Raw genomic sequence first — 16,478 nt, forward strand, 5'->3', positions numbered from 1 at the left:
GCCCGAATGTGGAGAAAAAATGAAGATTTGTGCGCGCCAGTCACAAATCGCGCATCACAGGTCGAATCTGTAGCCCAGGCCGTAGATCGAATGGATGGCCTCCACGCCCGGCAGCACCGCATCCAGCTTGCGCCGCAGGTTCTTCACGTGGCTGTCGATGGCGCGGTCCGCCACCTCGAGGTTGGCGTTGCCCTCGCGCGCGGCGTCGAGCAGCTGGGCGCGCGAAAACACCTGGCCGGGCCGGCGCGCCAGTGCCGCGAGGATGCCGTATTCGGTCGGCGTCAGCTCCAGCGGACGGCCGTGGATGCGCACCCGGCGCGCGGCGGCGTCGACCTCGATGCGCGGCGCGGCGGGCATGGACCCCTGTCCCGCGCGCCGCAGAATCGCCTTGATGCGCGCCATCAGCTCGCGCGGGCTGAAGGGCTTGCACAGGTAGTCGTCGGCCCCGGCTTCGAGGCCGAGCAGGCGGTCGATCTCCTCGACGCGGGCGGTCACCATCACGACCGGCACTTGCGAAAACTGGCGGGCTGCGCGGCATACCGACAAACCGTCCAGCCCGGGCAGCATCAGGTCCAGCACCACCAGCGCCGGCGGCTGGCGCCGGATCGCGTCCAGGGCCAGGGCGCCGTCGCCGAACACGGTGGCGTGGTAGCCGGCGGCGCGGGCATAGTCGGCCACCAGCGCGGCCAGTTCGGGTTCATCCTCGACGATGAAGATCTCGGTGCTCATGCGCGTTCGCTTGACGGGATCGAAATGGTGGCGCGCAGGCCGCCGAGCGGCGAATGCGCGAAGTTCAACGACGCGCCTTGCGCCTCGAGCAGGCGGCGGCACAGGGCGAGCCCCAGGCCGGCGCCGCCATGCGCGCGGCTGCGCGAGGTGTCGACGCGGTAGAAACGCTGCGCCAGGCGCTCGAGCGCGTCGTCCGGCACGCCGGGCGCGCTGTCGTCCAGGTGCAGATGCAGCGCAGCGCCTTCCAGCGCCGCACCGAGAACAACCCGGCCGCCGGCCGAGGTATAACGCAGGCTGTTCTCGAGCAGGTTGTCGAGCACCTGGCGCATGCGGTCCGGATCGGCCATGACCGTCGAACGCGGCGGGGCGGGGCCGATGTCGAGCTGGAGGCCCGCCGCCTGCAGGCGCGCTTCGAAGGCGCGGGCCTGCTTGCTGGCCAGCTGCCACAGGTCGAGGCGTTCCGGCTTGACGTCGAGGGCGCCGACGTCGGCCCGCGCCAGCGCGTACAGCTCGTCGATCAGCTTGTTCAGGGCCAGCACCTGGCGCAGCATGGCGTCGACCGTGTCCGGGCCGGCGCTGCGCACGCCATCCTGGATCGCCTCGAGCTGGGCGCGCAGCACGGCCAGCGGGGTGCGCAGCTCGTGCGAGGTGTCGGCCACCCACTGGCGGCGCGCGCTCTCCGCGCTGCCGAGGCGCTGGGCCAGGGTGTTGAAGTGGCGCGCCAGCTCACCCAGTTCGTCGCTGCGCGAGGCGGGCAGGCGCACGTCGAAGCGGCCCTCGGCCAGCATGCCGGCGCCGCCCGCCAGCGCCTGGATCGGCCGGCGGAAGTGGCGCGCCAGCAGGGTCGCGGCCAGCGCCGAGAAGGCCACCGCAAAGGCCAGGATCCACCACAGGCTGGCGCGCAGCTGCTCGAGGAAGGCCAGCGCCATGGCGTCGCTCGGCCGCGGGCTGCGCGCCACGCCGAGGTAGCCGACGGTGCGGCCATTTACCTCGATCGGCCGGCGCGCCAGCGGGATCGCGTCCGGCCTGCGCCCGGCCAGGTAACGGCCCGCCGGATCCAGCAGGGTGATGCGCTGGGGCAGGGAGGCATCGGCGCCGGCTTCGGGAGCATTGCCGATGCCGGCGCGGGCATCGACGCGCCGCTCGGGCAGCGGCGGCAGCGCCGGCGCGGGCGGCTGGGGCGGGGCCGGCGGCTGGACCGGCGCGGCCGGCGGCGCGGGCGCCACCGGGGCCGCCTGCGTAAGCTGCGTATTCGTGGCCGGGGCGGGCGGCAGGTCGGGAACCGGCACCGCGGCGGCGCGCGACAACGCCTTGACGGCTGCCGCCGAAGGCGCAGGCGGGGTTGCGGACACGGGCAGGGCTTCGTCCTCGCGCTCGCGCTGCAGGCGTTCCAGCTCGCGCGCGATCCAGCGCCGCCGGCCGTCGCCCTCGGGCAGGAAGCCCCAGCCGCCGTGTCCGCGGTACTGGCGCGCCAGCGATACCGACAGTTCTTCCAGGCGGTCCAGCTCGATCCCGACGGCATAGTCGCCAAAACCGGCCAGCACGTTCTGGCGCAGCAGATAGACGGCGCCCGCCGCCACCGCGAGGATCGCGAGCAGGACCGAGATGAACAGGCGGTGACCGATGGAGATTTTCAAGGCGGTATAAAAAGTGAGCGGCGAGCCATTCTAGGGCAAGTTTCGATTGACGGTCCAACAAGCCATGATTAGCATCAGCCGGGTTCATCCATCGGAGATCCGCCCATGCCGCGCAGCATCCTCATCGCCGCCGCCCTCGCGCTCGTCGCGCCGGCCCACGCCGCCACCAAAGCCGCGCCGGTCGCCGCCATCGACACCGGCAAGCTGGCGGGTGCAGTCGAGGATGGGGTGGCAAGCTGGAAGGGCATTCCCTTCGCCGCGCCGCCGGTGGGCGCACTGCGCTGGCGCGCGCCGCAGCCGGCCGCTTCCTGGAGCGGCATCCGCCAGGCCACCGAATACGGCCACGATTGCATGCAGCTGCCCTTCGCCAGCGATGCCGCGCCGCTCGGCACGCCGCCGGCGGAAGACTGCCTGTACGCCAACGTCTGGAAGCCGATCGGCGCGAAAGCGGGCGGCAAGCTGCCGGTCATCGTCTGGATCTACGGCGGCGGCTTCGTCAACGGTGGCAGCTCGCCGCCGACCTATACGGGCGCGCATCTGGCGAAACAGGGCGTGGTGGTGGTCAGCTTCAATTACCGTCTCGGGCGCTTCGGCTTCTTCGCCCATCCCGGCCTGCGCCGCGAAGGCGCCGACGGCCCGGCCGGCAACTACGGCTTCATGGACCAGGTCGCGGCCCTGCAGTGGGTCAAGCGCAACGTGGCGGCCTTCGGCGGCGATCCGTCCCAGGTCACGATCTTCGGCGAGTCCGCGGGCGGCATGTCGGTCGTCACCCTGCTGGCCTCACCGATGGCGCAGGGCCTGTTCGCGAAGGCGGTGATCCTGTCCGGCGGCGATGGCGGCGCGGCGAAGGCGCCGATCGCTTACGCCGAGCAGGTCGGCGTCAACTTCGGGCTCGAGAAAGGCATCGCGGCGGACGATCCGCAGGCGCTGGCCAAATTGCGCGCGCTGTCCGCGGAAGATGTCGTCGATGGCATGAACCTGGCCAACCGCGCACCCGCCAATCCGTCCACCTACCTTGGTCCGTTCGTAGACGGCAAGCTGGCGCTCGATCCGAACGCCGCCTTTGCCGAGGGCCGCTTCGCCAGGGTGCCGGTGATGATCGGCGCCACCGGCGCCGACATCGGCGGCAAGACCGGCTTCATGGTCGCCGGCGCGCGCAGCATGGCGGGCCTGCTTTCCGGGCAGGGCGTGCCGGTCTACGCCTACCGCTTCTCCTACGTGGCCGAATCGCTGAACGAGCAGGGCGCCCAGCACGCCAGCGACATCCCCTTCTTCATGGACACCGCCGCCATCAAGTACGCCGGCAAGACCACGGCGCGCGACCGGGCGATGGGCAAGGCGATGAGCAGCTACCTCGTCAACTTCGCCATGCGCGGCGACCCGAACGGCAAGGGCCTGCCGGCCTGGTCGCGTTACGCGCGCGCCAGCGACGCCATCATGGATTTCGCCGCCACCGGCGAGCCAGTTGCGGTGAAAGATCCTTGGGGAAGGGAGATTGACGCGGCACAGGCCGCACGCCATTGAGGTCCTGCCTGCCTGCGCACGCGTGAGAAAGTACGCATTTTCTTGCGCCGCTTTTTGATATTGTTGCAAATGTTAAATATGACGTTGACGAGGACTTTCATGAAGCAGATCGGTGCCTGGCTATTGATGATGTGTTTGCTTGCTGCGTGCAGCGATCCCGACCAGGGACCGCCGCTGGGTCCGTTCGCCGCCATCACGAAGACCGAAACGGACAAGCCCTTCAACATCGATGGCCCTACGTCCAAGAGCCCGGCGCCCTTCACCTACACCAGCAGCAATGCAGCGGTGGCGACCATCGTCGGCAGCCTGGTCACCATCAAGGGCCCGGGCGTCAGCACCATCACCGCCGCCCAGGCCGGCACCGGCGGCTGGGGGCCGACCTCGGCTTCGACCACGCTGACCGTCACCGCCGTGCCCTGCGATAACGGCGGGGTGCGCGTCAACGGCCAGTGCGTGGCGGTACCTGCTTGCGTGGCGCCCGCGACCCTGGTCAATAACCAGTGCGTGCCGCCGGCCAGCAATGCGAACCTGGTCACGGCCAATTTCCTGGCCTGGTCGGGCGTGAGCTTTGCGGACAACTGGACCAAGGCCAGCGCCTACTGCAGCAGCATCACGATCGACGGACGAGACAAATGGCGCCAGCCCAGCGTGGACGAGCTGAAGGCGCTGCAGGCCAGCGGCGCACTCGACGGCCAGAACTGGACGCTGGGGAACACCTGGTCGTCGGCAATGGGCACCACGACAGACAATGCCAGCCATCTGGCAGTGAATCTGTCCGACGGCACGGTCGTCGAACGCGCGGACACGGCGAATGCCTACGTCAGCTGCGTGCGCTGAGCGGGCCAGGCAAAAAAATATTGCAATGTGACAATTGACGCAATTTCGGTGCTCATGCATTTGGTATGGTGACGGCCTGTTCAGCAACCCCGCAAGCAGTCCGTCATGATCCTCAAGCAGCACCGTATCGCAGCCGCCGTCCAGCTCGCCCTGTTGACGCTGCCAGCCGCCGCGCTGGCGCAGACCGCCCCGGCCGCCCCGGCCGCCCCGGCCGAAGCCGTTTCCGCCAAGCCGGCGAAAAAAGACGCCATCGCCACCGTCGAAGTGAAGGGCGCGGCCGGCAGCTACGACCCGCGCCGCGACGACACCGCCAGCAAGACCGTCATGAACGCGGACGAGATCCGCAAGTTTGGCGACACCAACGTCTACGACGTCCTCAAGCGCGCGCCGGGCGTCATCGTGGCCGGCAAGACCCTGCGCATGAACGGCCTGGGCAATGGCTACACGCAGATCCTCGTCAACGGCGACCGCCCGCCGCCAGGCTTCAACATGGACACGCTGACGCCCGACCAGATCGAGCGCATCGAGATCATCCGCGCCGCCAGCGCCGAATACTCGATGCAGGCGATCGCCGGCACCATCAACATCGTGCTGAAGAAGGTGATAGCGAAGCCGCAGCGCGACCTGCGCCTGGCCTACGCCAACGCGCCCACGAACCATAACTACAGCGTGAGCGGCACCTGGGGCGACAAGGCCGGCAAGCTGTCCTATTTTGTGAGCGCCTTCCTGTACGGCGGCGACAACAGCAACGTGTCGACCGGCGGCGCAAGCCTGACCCTGCCGTCCGGCGAGGTGACGCAGCTGCGCACGACGCGGTCCGAGGGCAGCGGCAGCTACCGCGGCGCCATGCTGTTCCCGCGCCTGTCATGGAAGTTCGACAACGGCGATGAATTGAGCGCATCGAGCATGCTGCAGTCCAGCCGCAACGGCTGGGACGGCACGACGCACAACGCCAACCTGGTCGGCAGCTTCGCCAGCCCCGACTACGTCGATTACACCTATCGCTCGCCGAACAGCATGACGATGGCCGCCGGCGAAATCGGCTGGATCGCCAAGCTCGCGGGCGGCAAGCTCGATCTGAAGCTGTCGGGGGACCGCAACCGCAATGGCGACGAGCAGTTCAACGAGATGTTCACCGCGGGCCGCGGCCAGCGCCTGCTGCGCGACTGGGACAGCGTCAACCGCGGCCACCGCGCCACCCTGCGCGGCAAGTACACGCGCTCGCTGTTCGACGGCCATAACCTGTCGACCGGGCTGGAAGGCAGCGTGCAGGAAAGCGAGCAGACCCGCGACCGCCACGACCAGTTGAACCAGGACGCGCCAACCCGCCTGATCGAGACTTTCGCGCCGAAGATCTCGCGCCTGGCCGGCTACCTGCAGGACGAGTGGAGCGTCGACAAGCAGTTCTCGGTGTACCTGGGCGCGCGCTGGGAAGGCGTGCAGACCGACAGCGAGGCCGACAGCGGACCGGTGGGACACTTCTCGACCAGCTCGCGCAATCACGTGCTCAGCCCCGTGGCCCAGACCCTGTACAAATTCCCCGACGGCAGCGGCCGCCAGCTGCGGCTGGCCTACACCCGCACCTACAAGGCGCCCACCGTCGACCAGCTGACGGCGCGCCGCTATGAAACCGCGGTCAACACGCGCTTCGCCGCCGACTCCGGCGGCAATCCGAACCTGCGTCCGGAACTGGCGAACGGCATCGACGTCACTTTCGAGCAGTTCCTGAAAAGCGGCGCGATGGTCTCGGCCAGCGTGTCGCGCCGCGCGATCTCGGACTACATCCGCACCACCCTCGACGTCGACGAGAACGGGCGCTGGGTCTACCGCCCGCTGAACGACGGCGACGCGCTGGTGCGCACGCTGCAGCTGGAAGCCAAGGCGCCCGGCAAGGCGCTGTCGCCCGCGCTCGGCGCCTTCGACCTGCGCGCCAGCTTCAGCCGCAACTGGTCGCGGGTGTCGTCCGTGCCCGGTCCCGGCAACCGCCTCGACGGCCAGACGCCGATGTCGGCCACCGCCGGCATCGACTACCGCAAGGGCGATCTCACCCTGGGCGGCAGCATGAACTGGCAGCATGGCGGCTGGGTGAAGGTGTCGGAAGCGGAGAGCCAGTTCCAGCAGTCCCGGCGCGACCTCGACGTCTACCTGCTTTATAAATTCAACCCGCGCTACCAGCTGCGCGTGTCCGCCTACAACCTGCTGGGACAGGACATGAACTCGGACCGCATCTACCGGGATGCCGCGGGCACTTCGCGCGAGACGAGCTTCAATCCGCAGTACCGGCGGGTGGCGGCGAATATCGAGATGAAGTTCTGATCGGCGGCGGATGCATGCGCCTCCGGAGCCGGAGGTGCACAAGAGATTGAAGCCAGGCCAGCGTTCGATCGTGGCAGGCTGATGACGGGCGGGGCTACTCAGTACACATCGCGCCGGTAACGCCCCTCGGCAGCCAGCCGCTCCACCACCCCGCCGCCAAGAATCTCCTGCAGCACCGCGTGCACCCCGCCCGCCATGCCCTGCAAACTGCCGCACACATAAATCGCGGCGCCGTGCTCCACCCACTGCCTCACCAGCACGGCCTGCGCCCGCAGCACATCCTGCACATACCGTCTCTGGTCCTGGTCGCGCGAAAACGCCAGGTCCAGCTTTTCCAGCCAGCCGGCCGCCTGCCAGCCTTCCAGCTCCGCGCGCAGCAGGAAGTCGTGGGCGGCGTTGCGTTCGCCGAACAGCAGCCAGTTCTCGCGCACGCCCAGCTGGACGCGCGCGCGCAGCAGGCCGCGCAGGCCGGCCAGGCCGCTGCCGTTGCCGATCAAGAGCAGGGGCCGGTGCGCGTTGTCGCCGAGGCGGAAGCGCTGGTGTGCGCGGATGCGCAGGCGCACGGCATCGGCGGAAGCAGCGCCTTCGCACAGCCAGCCGGAGGCCGCGCCGGGGCTGCCGTCCTCGTGCCGCTGCAAACGCACCAGCAGTTCCAGCCGCCCGTCGGAGGGGATCGAAGCGATCGAATATTCGCGCGGGTGCGCCGGGTCCGCGGGCGCGCTGACCTGGGCCAGGTCGCCGGCTTCCCATTCGGGCAGTACGGTATCGACCGGCGCCAGCGCCAGGCGGTACAGGGGGCTGCCCGCGCTGCCTGGATTCAGCAGCTCGCGCTCGGCGATACGCCAGTCGGCATAGGCCGGCGCTTCCCAGTCGGGCGCGTCAATCGTGCCGGCCAGGCGGGCAAGATGGTGCTGCCAATGTTCGAGGGCCGCGGCATCGCCGCGGTCGACGTCGATGCGTTCGAACAGCGGCGTGGCGCCGGCCCTCGAGAGCCAGGCGTCCAGCGCGCGGCCGAAGCCGCAGAAGTTGGCGTAGCTGCGGTCGCCCAGCGCCAGCACGGCGTAGTGGAGGTGGGCCATGCCGGCGCCGTCCGCCATCAGGCGCTCGGCGAAGCGCGCGGCCGTGTCGGGTGCGTCGCCTTCGCCATAGGTGCTGGCAATGAACAGGATGCGCGACGCACCGCGCAGGCTGGCGTCGTCGAGGCTGGAGATGCAGGCCGCGCGCGCCGCCAGGCCGCCGGTGGCGAGCAAACCGGCGCTGCGTTGGGCCAGGTATTCGGCGCTGCCGGTCTGGCTTGCGTAGACGACCAGCCAGTCGGCCGGCGCGCTCGAAGCGCCCGACTTCGAACGCGCCGCACGCAGGTAGTTCGCGCACATCGCCAGCCAGGCGCCGGACAGCAGCAGGGCGCTGCCCCAGCGCAGCGGTTCGATCGTCATCATCATTGCAGCAGCTCGCGCCAGGCGGGGGTATCGACTTCCCGCAGGCCGTCGTCCGACCGCAGCAGATACCGCGCCGCGATGCCGCGCCGGGTGGCAAAGGGCAGGCCGGCTTCCACGCCCATCACGGTCAAGGCCGTGGAGAGGGCGTCGGCGGCCATGCAGGTCGGGGCCAGCACCGTCACCGAGGCGACCTTGTTGGCGACGGGATAGCCGGTGCGCGGATCCAGCGTGTGCGAGGCTCGCTGGCGGGCCTGGTGAGTCATCGAAAGCTGGTAAAAGCGGCGGTAGTCGCCCGAGGTGGCCACCGCCAGTCCGTGAAGAGCGACCACCGATTGCGGGACCGGCTCGGTTGCCATTCCAGCGGCCGCATCGGGCACGCCTTCCAGTTCCACCCACCAGGGCTGGCCATCGGGCTTGACGCCGGCGCCGCGCAGCTCGCCGCCGACTTCGACCAGGTAGTGCCGCACGCCCAGCGCTTCCAGGCGCCGCGCCAGGCAGTCGACCGCATAGCCTTTCGCGACCGAGGACAGGTCGAGGATGGCGCCGCCCGGCTGGTAGAGGCAGCGCTGTGCGCGGTCGAGCCGCGGACGGCGGCCCTGGCGCTCGGCCAGCACGGCGGCCACCACTTCGGGGGCCGGCGCATAAAAGCCGGCCTGGTCGTAGCGGCCGGTCGGTCCGAAACCCCACAGGTTCACCAGGCTGCCGGCGGCCGGGTCGTAGGCGCCTCCCGTGTCTTCGCGTACTGCCAGCGCGTAGTCCATCACTTCGTAGAACTGCGGCGGCAGCTTGTGCCAGCTGCCGGCCGGTGCGCGGTTGTAGCGCGACAGCAGGGAGCTGCCGTCCCAGTGGCTCATCTGCGCGACGATCTCGTCCAGTTCCTGCTGCAGCGCCGGCTGCAGCTCGCCCTGCCACTCGGGCGGCAGCATCATGCGGGCCGACCAGTCGGTGCCCATCGAGGCGCCACCCAGGCTGTGCAAACGGCAGCCGGGGACGGGCGGGGCAGGGTCGATCTCGAGTGGAACCAGGACGGCGCGCATCGTCAAGCATTTACTCCGGCAGGATCTCGAGCGTGGCCGAGTAGCTGTAGCGCCTGGCGTCGGCCGGACCGTCGGCGCTGGGACCTTTCGGTGCGTTGGCCGGATACGCGGCGCTCAGCCAGTACATGTTCGGCGCCGGCAGGGTGAACGTCGCTTCTCCCCTGGCATCGGTGGTGAGGCGCACTTCGTTGATGGTGCCGCGGTACTTGACGCCGCCGGGGATCAGGCTGAACGGGAAGTTGGCCAGCGGCTTGCCGTCCAGCTGGAAGCGGAAGGTGGCTTTTTCGCCGGCGCGCAGTTCGGTCGGGTGGGTGACCGGCACCAGTTCGAGGCCGGTGTTCAGCGGCTTGAGGGCGCCGCTACTCGGCTTGTTCAGGGTGACGAAGGTGTCCTGGCGCTGGACCATGGTGGTGCGCTTGACTTCGCTGGCGCCGGCCGGGATTTCCTTGTCCGCTGTCTGCTCGGTGGCGCGGAAGCGCTTCATCTCGCCGTTCAGCTTGTAGCTGCCCATGACATTGGTCGCGGCCAGGGTCACGCGGTAGGTGCCGTCCTTGGGCAACTTGAGGTCGACGCTGGAGCGGAACTTGCCGACCGTGGCGGCCGGCGCCAGCGTGGTCTGGCCGTCCGGGTCGGTGACGGTCAGGCCGTCCATGCGCAGCGGCATGTGGTCGACGTCGAACAGGCCTTCGGAGACGGCGCCGTCGATCGTGACCCAGGCTTCGCGCTCGGTCTCGATGAAGGTGCTGGTCGGGAGCATCCATGGACGGTGGGCCTGGGCGGCGCAGGCGATGCCGGCCAGGGCGAGGGCGATGGCGAACTGCTTCATGAATCTGGTTTGCATGGGGGAGCTCCTGTTATTGGACCGAAATCGACACCGCGCCCAGCTCTTCCTTGCCGGCGCTTGACGCGGCCAGCTTGCCCTTGGCCGGCCAGGTGAAGGGCACCCGCACCAGTTCGCGGCCGCCGGCTTCGCGCGCCGCTTCGATGACCAGCTTGTAGTCGCCGGCCGGCAGCTTGTCGAGGCCCGCCCTGGCGCCGGCGAAGTTCAGGGTCTGCACGCCTGCCGGACGGGTTGCGCCGCTCACGCCATCCATCGGCAGCTCGACGTCGCGGCCGGCTTTTCTCCACCAGGTGCGCAGGTCCTTGACCCACTTGGCGCCGGCATTGTCCTTCTTCTTGACGTCGTACAGCACAGCCAGGGTCGAGGCCACGCTCTGGTCGGCGCGCTCGATCCAGATCGCGACATAGGGCTTGTGGTACTCGGCCACGTTCAGCTGCGGCAGTTCGAACTTGACGGTCAGGTCGGCGGCCAGGGCGCCATTGGCGACCAGCGGGAGCGCCAGCGCGAGCGAGTGGGACAGTTTCATGAGCAAGCTTTCAGGGTGGATTAATGGACGAACAGCAAGGCCAGCACGATGGGCAGCACGATCCCGAAGCCGATCACCGGCCAGGTCGAGGGCCGGTTGGCGGCGTGGTATTTCAGGATCAGGAAACCGGTGATGCAGAACACCAGGCAGGCGCCGGCGAAGATGTCGATGAACCAGCTCCACACGGCGCCGGCGTTGCGGCCCTTGTGCATGTCGTTGAGCCAGGAGATCCAGCCGCGGTCGGTCTTCTCGTACTCGGCCTGGCCGTCGACGCCGATGCGCAGCCAGGCGTCGCCGCCGGGGCGGGGCAGGGCCACGTAGGCGTCGTCCTCGCTCCACTCGGCGCTGACGCCGAGCACGTCGACCGGGAAGGTCTTGTTTGCCCAGCGCGCCAGCTCGTCCGGCAAGGCCAGCCTGGCGTCGGCGTGGCTCCCGGCGAAGGCGGCCAGCCGGTCGCGCAGCGGGGCGGGCAGCTGGGCCTTCTGGCGCGTCACGGCCGGCCTGGCCTCGATCTGCGAGGCGTGGTTCAGCGTGAAGCCGGTGATACTGAATAGCAGCATCGCCATCAGGCAGATCGCGGAGCTGATCCAGTGCCATTGATGCAATTGACGCAGCCAGACGGCGCGGCGGGCTCCGGGCAGGGCGGCTTGTGGGGTCGAGGATGTTGAACTGGTCGGCTGCATACAGCAAATGATAACGATTATCATTTAGCCGGTCAACTCAGCAGTTTAGATGCTACACGGTAACAAATAAAAACAACTCCGTCGCCTGTCGTGCTCGACGCCTTGCGTTACAATACCGCGGGCCACGCTGGCTGCGCTAAATGGCTAGCACGCTTTGTCCGCTGTAGAGTCCTTCCCCCACAACTTGAGTAGTAGTGCGATCCGCTAACCGGTCAGGCCGTGTCGCGGAAGGTTAGATTAACCCGCCCTAAAATCGCGAAGCGCGAAGAAAGGTGAGCAAGAATGATGCAACAATACGAAGCCAACTCGTACCTGTTCGGCGGTAATGCGCCGTACGTGGAAGAGTTGTATGAAGCCTACCTGAACAACCCGGGTTCGGTGCCGGACAACTGGCGCGCCTATTTCGACGCAATGCAGCACATGCCTGCCGTCGATGGCACCGCCAAGCCGGACGTGGACCACTCCTCGGTCATCGCCTCCTTCGCCGAGCGCGCCAAGCAGGGTCCGATCCGTACCGTCACCGCCTCGCCGGATGCTGAACTGGGCCGCAAGCGCGTCTCCGTCACCCAGCTGATCGCCGCTTACCGCTACCTCGGCTCGCGCTGGGCCAACCTGGACCCGCTGCAGCGCCAGGAGCGCCCGCCGATCCCGGAACTGGATCCGGCCTTCTACGGTTTCACCGAAGCCGACCTCGACACCAAATTCAACATCAGCAACACCTACTTCGGCCAGGAGACCGCATCGCTGCGCGACCTGCTGAACATGTTGCGCGATACCTACTGCCGTTCGGTGGGCGCCGAGTTCATGTACGTCAGCGACCCGACCGAAAAGCGCTGGCTGCAGGAAAAGCTGGAATCGATCCGCTCGACCCCGGCCTTCACCGCAGAAAAGAAAAAGCACATCCTCGAGCGCCTGACCGCGGCCGAAGGCCTGGAACGCTACCTCCACACCAAGTACGTCGGCGCCAAGCGCTTCTCGCTGGAAGGCGGCGAGTCCTTCATCGCCTCGATGGACGAAGTGATCCAGCGCGCCGGTGAGCAGGGCGTCCAGGAAATCGTGATCGGCATGGCCCACCGCGGCCGCCTGAACGTCCTGGTCAACACCCTGGGCAAGGCCCCGTCCGAGCTGTTCGAGGAATTCGAAGGCAAGCACGCCGACGACCTGCCGGCCGGCGACGTCAAATACCACCAGGGCTTCTCGAGCGATATCTCGACCCCGGGCGGCGCGGTCCACCTGTCGCTGGCGTTCAATCCGTCGCACCTGGAAATCGTGAACCCGGTGGTCGAGGGTTCGGTCAAGGCGCGCATGGAACGCCGCGGCGACCGCCAGGGCAAGGAAGTCCTGCCGATCCTGGTGCACGGCGACGCCGCCTTCGCCGGCCAGGGCGTGGTCATGGAAACCCTGAACCTGGCCCAGACCCGCGGCTACGGCACCGGCGGTACGGTCCACATCGTCATCAACAACCAGATCGGTTTCACCACTTCGGATCCGCGCGACGCCCGTTCGACCATCTATTGCACCGACGTGGTGAAGATGATCGAAGCGCCGGTGCTGCACGTGAACGCCGACGATCCGGAAGCCGTCGTGCTGGCGACCCAGATCGCGATGGACTACCGCACCGAGTTCCATAAAGACGTGGTCGTCGACATCGTCTGCTACCGCAAGCTGGGCCACAACGAGCAGGACACCCCGGCCCTGACCCAGCCGCTGATGTACAAGAAGATCGCCAAGCACCCGGGCACCCGCAAGATGTACGCGGACAAGCTGGCTGCGCAGGGCACCATCGCCGCCGACGGCGGCGACCAGATGGTGGCCGAGTACCGCAACGCCATGGACGCCGGCAAGCACACCATCGACCCGGTCCTGACCGACTTCAAGAACAAGTACGCCGTCGACTGGGCGCCGTTCCTGAACAAGAAGTGGACCGACGCCGCCGACACCGCGGTGCCGCTGACCGAGCTGAAACGCCTGGCGCAGCGCATCACCACCGTGCCGGAAAACTTCAAGCTGCACTCGCTGGTCGAGAAGGTCCTGAACGACCGCTCGAACATGGGCAAGGGCGAGCTGAACCTCGACTGGGGCATGGGCGAACACCTGGCCTACGCCTCGCTGCTGTCGTCCGGCTACGCCGTCCGCCTGTCGGGCCAGGACGCCGGCCGCGGCACCTTCGTGCACCGCCACGCCGTGCTGCACGACCAGAACCGCGAGCGCTGGGACCAGGGCATCTACCTGCCGCTGGCGAACGTGTCGGACAACCAGGCCAACTTCACCGTCATCGACTCCGTGCTGTCGGAAGAAGCGGTGCTGGGCTTCGAATACGGCTACTCGACCGCCGAACCGAACACGCTGACCATCTGGGAAGGCCAGTTCGGCGACTTCGTCAACGGCGCCCAGGTCGTCATCGACCAGTTCATCGCCTCCGGCGAAGTCAAGTGGGGCCGCGCCTCGGGCCTGGTGCTGATGCTGCCGCACGGTTACGAAGGCCAGGGTCCGGAGCACTCGTCGGCGCGTATCGAGCGCTTCCTGCAGCTGTGCGCAGACCACAACATGCAAGTCGTGCAGCCGACCACCGCCGCCCAGATCTTCCACCTGCTGCGCCGCCAGATGGTGCGCCAGTTCCGCAAGCCGCTGGTGATCTTCACGCCGAAGTCGCTGCTGCGTAACAAGGACGCCGGCTCGCCGCTGACCGACCTGGCCAAGGGCGGCTTCCAGACCGTGATCCCGGAACTGGACGACAAGATCGACGCCAACAAGGTCAAGCGCGTGCTGGTCTGCTCGGGCAAGGTCTACTATGACCTGGTCAACACCCGCAAGACCCGCAATGCGAACGACACCGCGATCGTGCGTATCGAGCAGCTGTATCCGTTCCCGCACAAGGCTTTCGTCGCCGAACTGAAGAAGTTCCCGAACGCGACCGAAGTGGTATGGGTGCAGGACGAGCCGCAGAACCAGGGTCCGTGGTTCCAGATCCAGCACAACCTGTTCGAAAGCATGGAATCGGGCCAGCGCCTGTCGTACGCCGGCCGTCCGGCTTCCGCGTCGCCGGCCGTCGGTTACGCCGACAAGCACGTGGCGCAGCAGAAGGAACTGCTGGAAACCGCATTCTCGAAGCTCAAGGGCTTCATCCTTACGAAGTAAAGACATAGCCCAGGAGCGCCCCGTGCAGCATTCATGCTCAAAGCGGCACGGGGCTTTTGCACAGAATAATTATTGGAGTTTTTAAATGGCACAAATCGAAGTCAAGGTTCCCCAACTGTCGGAATCGGTTGCTGAAGCGACCCTGCTGTCGTGGCACAAGAAAGTCGGCGAATCCGTTTCGCGCGACGAGAACATGATCGACATCGAGACCGACAAGGTGGTCCTGGAACTGCCGGCCCCGAGCGCCGGCGTGATCGTGCAGCTGATCAAGGCCGACGGCGCGACCGTCGTCGCCGGCGAAGTCATCGCCATCATCGATACCGAAGCATCGGCGCAGACCAGCCCGATCGGCATCACCGCCGCCCCGGTCGCCAACGCACCGGCAGCAGCGCCGGCGCCGCAAGCCTCGGCATCGACCGGCAGCAAGGGCGACGTCGCCATGCCGGCGGCCGCCAAGATCCTGGCCGACAACAACCTGAGCACCGCCGACGCCACCGGCACCGGCCGTGACGGCCGCGTGACCAAGGGCGACGCCCTGGCCGCCGTCGCCAACAAAGGCAGCGTTGCCCCGGCCGCACCGGCCCCGCTGGCCGCACCGGCCGCCAAACCGGCCCTGCAGCAGGTCGCCGCACCGGCCCCGGCCAACCTGGGCGACCGTCCGGAAGAGCGCGTGCCGATGAGCCGCCTGCGCGCCCGTATCGCCGAGCGCCTGCTGCAGTCGCAGTCGACCAACGCGATCCTGACCACCTTCAACGAAGTCAACATGAAGCCGGTCATGGACCTGCGCGCCAAGTACAAGGACAACTTCGAGAAGCAGCACGGCGTCAAGCTGGGCTTCATGTCCTTCTTCGTCAAGGCCGCCGTGCACGCGCTGAAGAAGTACCCGATCCTGAACGCTTCGGTCGACGGCAACGACATCATCTATCACGGCTACTTCGACATCGGTATCGCTGTCGGTTCGCCGCGTGGCCTGGTGGTGCCGATCCTGCGCAACGCCGACCAGATGTCGATCGCCGACATCGAGAAGAAGATCGGTGAATTCGGCCAGAAAGCCAAGGAAGGCAAGCTGACCCTGGAAGACCTGACCGGCGGCACCTTCTCGATCTCGAACGGCGGCACCTTCGGCTCGATGCTGTCGACCCCGATCATCAACCCGCCGCAGTCGGCCATCCTGGGCGTGCACGCGACCAAGGACCGCGCTGTCGTCGAAAACGGCCAGATCGTGATCCGCCCGATGAACTACCTGGCGATGTCCTACGACCACCGCATCATCGACGGCCGCGAAGCCGTGCTGGGCCTGGTGGCCATGAAGGACGCGCTGGAAGATCCGGCGCGCCTGCTGCTGGACCTGTAAATCTCTCCTCGGGAAGGGGGCCTGCCATGATTGCTGATGAACTCAAGCGTTTGCACGAACTGCACCAGGCCGGCGCCCTGACCGACGCCGAATTCGAACAGGCCAAGGCGAAGATCCTGTCCTCGTCGACCGTGAACCTGAACAAGGGAAGGTCGACGGCCTCGGATGGGAGCTTCGCCTCCGAGCTGAACACGCTGCGCCGCTCGCGCACCGACCGCTGGATCAGCGGCGTGTGCGGCGGCCTGGCCCAGGTCTCGGGCGTGGATTCGTGGGTGTGGCGGCTGGTCTTCACACTGTTCACCCTCACGTTCGGATTCGGGGCGGTGATTTATTTGCTGCTGTGGATCTTCGTACCGGAAGAATAATTTAACCGTCGTACCCGCACATAGTTAACGTCGTCCCCGCGCAGGCGGGGAC

The 16,478-nt window shown here is 67.6% G+C and carries 13 protein-coding genes; 6 read left to right on the forward strand and 7 right to left on the reverse strand.

Annotated elements, in window-relative coordinates; genetic code table 11:
* Positions 1 to 54: 54 nt before the first annotated feature.
* Both ACFPO9_RS07545 and ACFPO9_RS07550 read right to left on the reverse strand, forming a co-directional pair.
* On the reverse strand, positions 55 to 729 hold the full coding sequence (locus tag ACFPO9_RS07545) for a response regulator (RefSeq protein WP_379769040.1): 675 nt from the start codon (positions 727 to 729) through the stop codon (positions 55 to 57).
* Positions 726 to 2,366, reverse strand: a complete 1,641-nt coding sequence (locus ACFPO9_RS07550) for an ATP-binding protein (RefSeq protein ID WP_379769043.1) — start codon at positions 2,364 to 2,366, stop codon at positions 726 to 728. The genes ACFPO9_RS07545 and ACFPO9_RS07550 overlap by 4 nt, the downstream gene beginning before the upstream one ends.
* 105 nt (positions 2,367 to 2,471) lie before the next feature.
* On the opposite strand from ACFPO9_RS07550, the gene ACFPO9_RS07555 reads away from it, so the two are divergent.
* From ACFPO9_RS07555 to ACFPO9_RS07565, 3 genes are all read left to right on the forward strand, one after another.
* On the forward strand, positions 2,472 to 3,890 hold the full coding sequence (locus ACFPO9_RS07555) for a carboxylesterase/lipase family protein (protein ID WP_379769045.1): 1,419 nt from the start codon (positions 2,472 to 2,474) through the stop codon (positions 3,888 to 3,890).
* Positions 3,891 to 3,989: 99 nt separating this feature from the next.
* The gene (locus tag ACFPO9_RS07560; RefSeq protein ID WP_379769048.1) at positions 3,990 to 4,727 is read left to right on the forward strand and encodes an Lcl domain-containing protein; all 738 of its coding nucleotides are present in this window, start codon (positions 3,990 to 3,992) and stop codon (positions 4,725 to 4,727) included.
* A gap of 105 nt (positions 4,728 to 4,832) precedes the next feature.
* Positions 4,833 to 7,043, forward strand: a complete 2,211-nt coding sequence (locus tag ACFPO9_RS07565; protein WP_379769050.1) for a TonB-dependent receptor plug domain-containing protein — start codon at positions 4,833 to 4,835, stop codon at positions 7,041 to 7,043.
* A 98-nt stretch (positions 7,044 to 7,141) separates the two neighbouring features.
* On the opposite strand, the gene ACFPO9_RS07570 is transcribed toward ACFPO9_RS07565, so the two are convergent.
* Genes ACFPO9_RS07570 through ACFPO9_RS07590 form a run of 5 tightly spaced genes read right to left on the reverse strand, consistent with a single transcriptional unit; the run spans position 7,142 to position 11,569 of the window.
* Complete coding sequence (locus ACFPO9_RS07570; RefSeq protein ID WP_379769052.1) at positions 7,142 to 8,485, reverse strand: sulfite reductase subunit alpha; 1,344 nt, start codon at positions 8,483 to 8,485, stop codon at positions 7,142 to 7,144.
* Positions 8,482 to 9,519: an FAD:protein FMN transferase gene (locus tag ACFPO9_RS07575; protein WP_379769054.1), complete on the reverse strand. Its 1,038-nt coding sequence runs from the start codon at positions 9,517 to 9,519 to the stop codon at positions 8,482 to 8,484. Before ACFPO9_RS07575 ends, ACFPO9_RS07570 begins: the two co-directional genes overlap by 4 nt.
* Positions 9,520 to 9,529: 10 nt before the next feature.
* Entirely contained in the window at positions 9,530 to 10,360 is an 831-nt protein-coding gene (locus ACFPO9_RS07580) for a DUF4198 domain-containing protein (RefSeq protein WP_379769057.1), read from the reverse strand.
* Positions 10,361 to 10,373: 13 nt separating this feature from the next.
* Positions 10,374 to 10,886: a DUF2271 domain-containing protein gene (locus tag ACFPO9_RS07585; RefSeq protein WP_379769060.1), complete on the reverse strand. Its 513-nt coding sequence runs from the start codon at positions 10,884 to 10,886 to the stop codon at positions 10,374 to 10,376.
* 20 nt (positions 10,887 to 10,906) lie between these two features.
* Positions 10,907 to 11,569: a PepSY-associated TM helix domain-containing protein gene (locus ACFPO9_RS07590; protein ID WP_379769062.1), complete on the reverse strand. Its 663-nt coding sequence runs from the start codon at positions 11,567 to 11,569 to the stop codon at positions 10,907 to 10,909.
* A gap of 282 nt (positions 11,570 to 11,851) precedes the next feature.
* Between ACFPO9_RS07590 and ACFPO9_RS07595 the strand changes: the two genes are divergently transcribed.
* From ACFPO9_RS07595 to ACFPO9_RS07605, 3 genes are all read left to right on the forward strand, one after another.
* Positions 11,852 to 14,707: a 2-oxoglutarate dehydrogenase E1 component gene (locus ACFPO9_RS07595; RefSeq protein ID WP_379769064.1), complete on the forward strand. Its 2,856-nt coding sequence runs from the start codon at positions 11,852 to 11,854 to the stop codon at positions 14,705 to 14,707.
* An 85-nt stretch (positions 14,708 to 14,792) separates the two neighbouring features.
* Positions 14,793 to 16,061: a 2-oxoglutarate dehydrogenase complex dihydrolipoyllysine-residue succinyltransferase gene (gene odhB, locus ACFPO9_RS07600; protein ID WP_379769066.1), complete on the forward strand. Its 1,269-nt coding sequence runs from the start codon at positions 14,793 to 14,795 to the stop codon at positions 16,059 to 16,061.
* A 26-nt stretch (positions 16,062 to 16,087) separates the two neighbouring features.
* The gene (locus ACFPO9_RS07605; RefSeq protein ID WP_379769068.1) at positions 16,088 to 16,426 is read left to right on the forward strand and encodes a PspC domain-containing protein; all 339 of its coding nucleotides are present in this window, start codon (positions 16,088 to 16,090) and stop codon (positions 16,424 to 16,426) included.
* Positions 16,427 to 16,478 lie beyond the last annotated feature (52 nt).

The organism is Massilia aerilata (assembly GCF_042656905.1).
In the GTDB taxonomy this organism is placed as follows: Bacteria; Pseudomonadota; Gammaproteobacteria; order Burkholderiales; family Burkholderiaceae_D; genus Telluria; species Telluria aerilata.

Bases quoted from the DNA above. Each gene is read 5' to 3' on its own strand.
- ACFPO9_RS07545 (WP_379769040.1), bottom strand. From the start codon at position 729: ATGAGCACCGAGATCTTCATCGTCGAGGATGAACCCGAACTGGCCGCG.
- ACFPO9_RS07555 (WP_379769045.1), top strand. From the start codon at position 2,472: ATGCCGCGCAGCATCCTCATCGCCGCCGCCCTCGCGCTCGTCGCGCCG.
- ACFPO9_RS07560 (WP_379769048.1), top strand. From the start codon at position 3,990: ATGAAGCAGATCGGTGCCTGGCTATTGATGATGTGTTTGCTTGCTGCG.
- ACFPO9_RS07565 (WP_379769050.1), top strand. From the start codon at position 4,833: ATGATCCTCAAGCAGCACCGTATCGCAGCCGCCGTCCAGCTCGCCCTG.
- ACFPO9_RS07570 (WP_379769052.1), bottom strand. From the start codon at position 8,485: ATGATGATGACGATCGAACCGCTGCGCTGGGGCAGCGCCCTGCTGCTG.
- ACFPO9_RS07575 (WP_379769054.1), bottom strand. From the start codon at position 9,519: ATGCGCGCCGTCCTGGTTCCACTCGAGATCGACCCTGCCCCGCCCGTC.
- ACFPO9_RS07580 (WP_379769057.1), bottom strand. From the start codon at position 10,360: ATGCAAACCAGATTCATGAAGCAGTTCGCCATCGCCCTCGCCCTGGCC.
- ACFPO9_RS07585 (WP_379769060.1), bottom strand. From the start codon at position 10,886: ATGAAACTGTCCCACTCGCTCGCGCTGGCGCTCCCGCTGGTCGCCAAT.
- ACFPO9_RS07590 (WP_379769062.1), bottom strand. From the start codon at position 11,569: ATGCAGCCGACCAGTTCAACATCCTCGACCCCACAAGCCGCCCTGCCC.
- ACFPO9_RS07595 (WP_379769064.1), top strand. From the start codon at position 11,852: ATGATGCAACAATACGAAGCCAACTCGTACCTGTTCGGCGGTAATGCG.
- odhB (WP_379769066.1), top strand. From the start codon at position 14,793: ATGGCACAAATCGAAGTCAAGGTTCCCCAACTGTCGGAATCGGTTGCT.
- ACFPO9_RS07605 (WP_379769068.1), top strand. From the start codon at position 16,088: ATGATTGCTGATGAACTCAAGCGTTTGCACGAACTGCACCAGGCCGGC.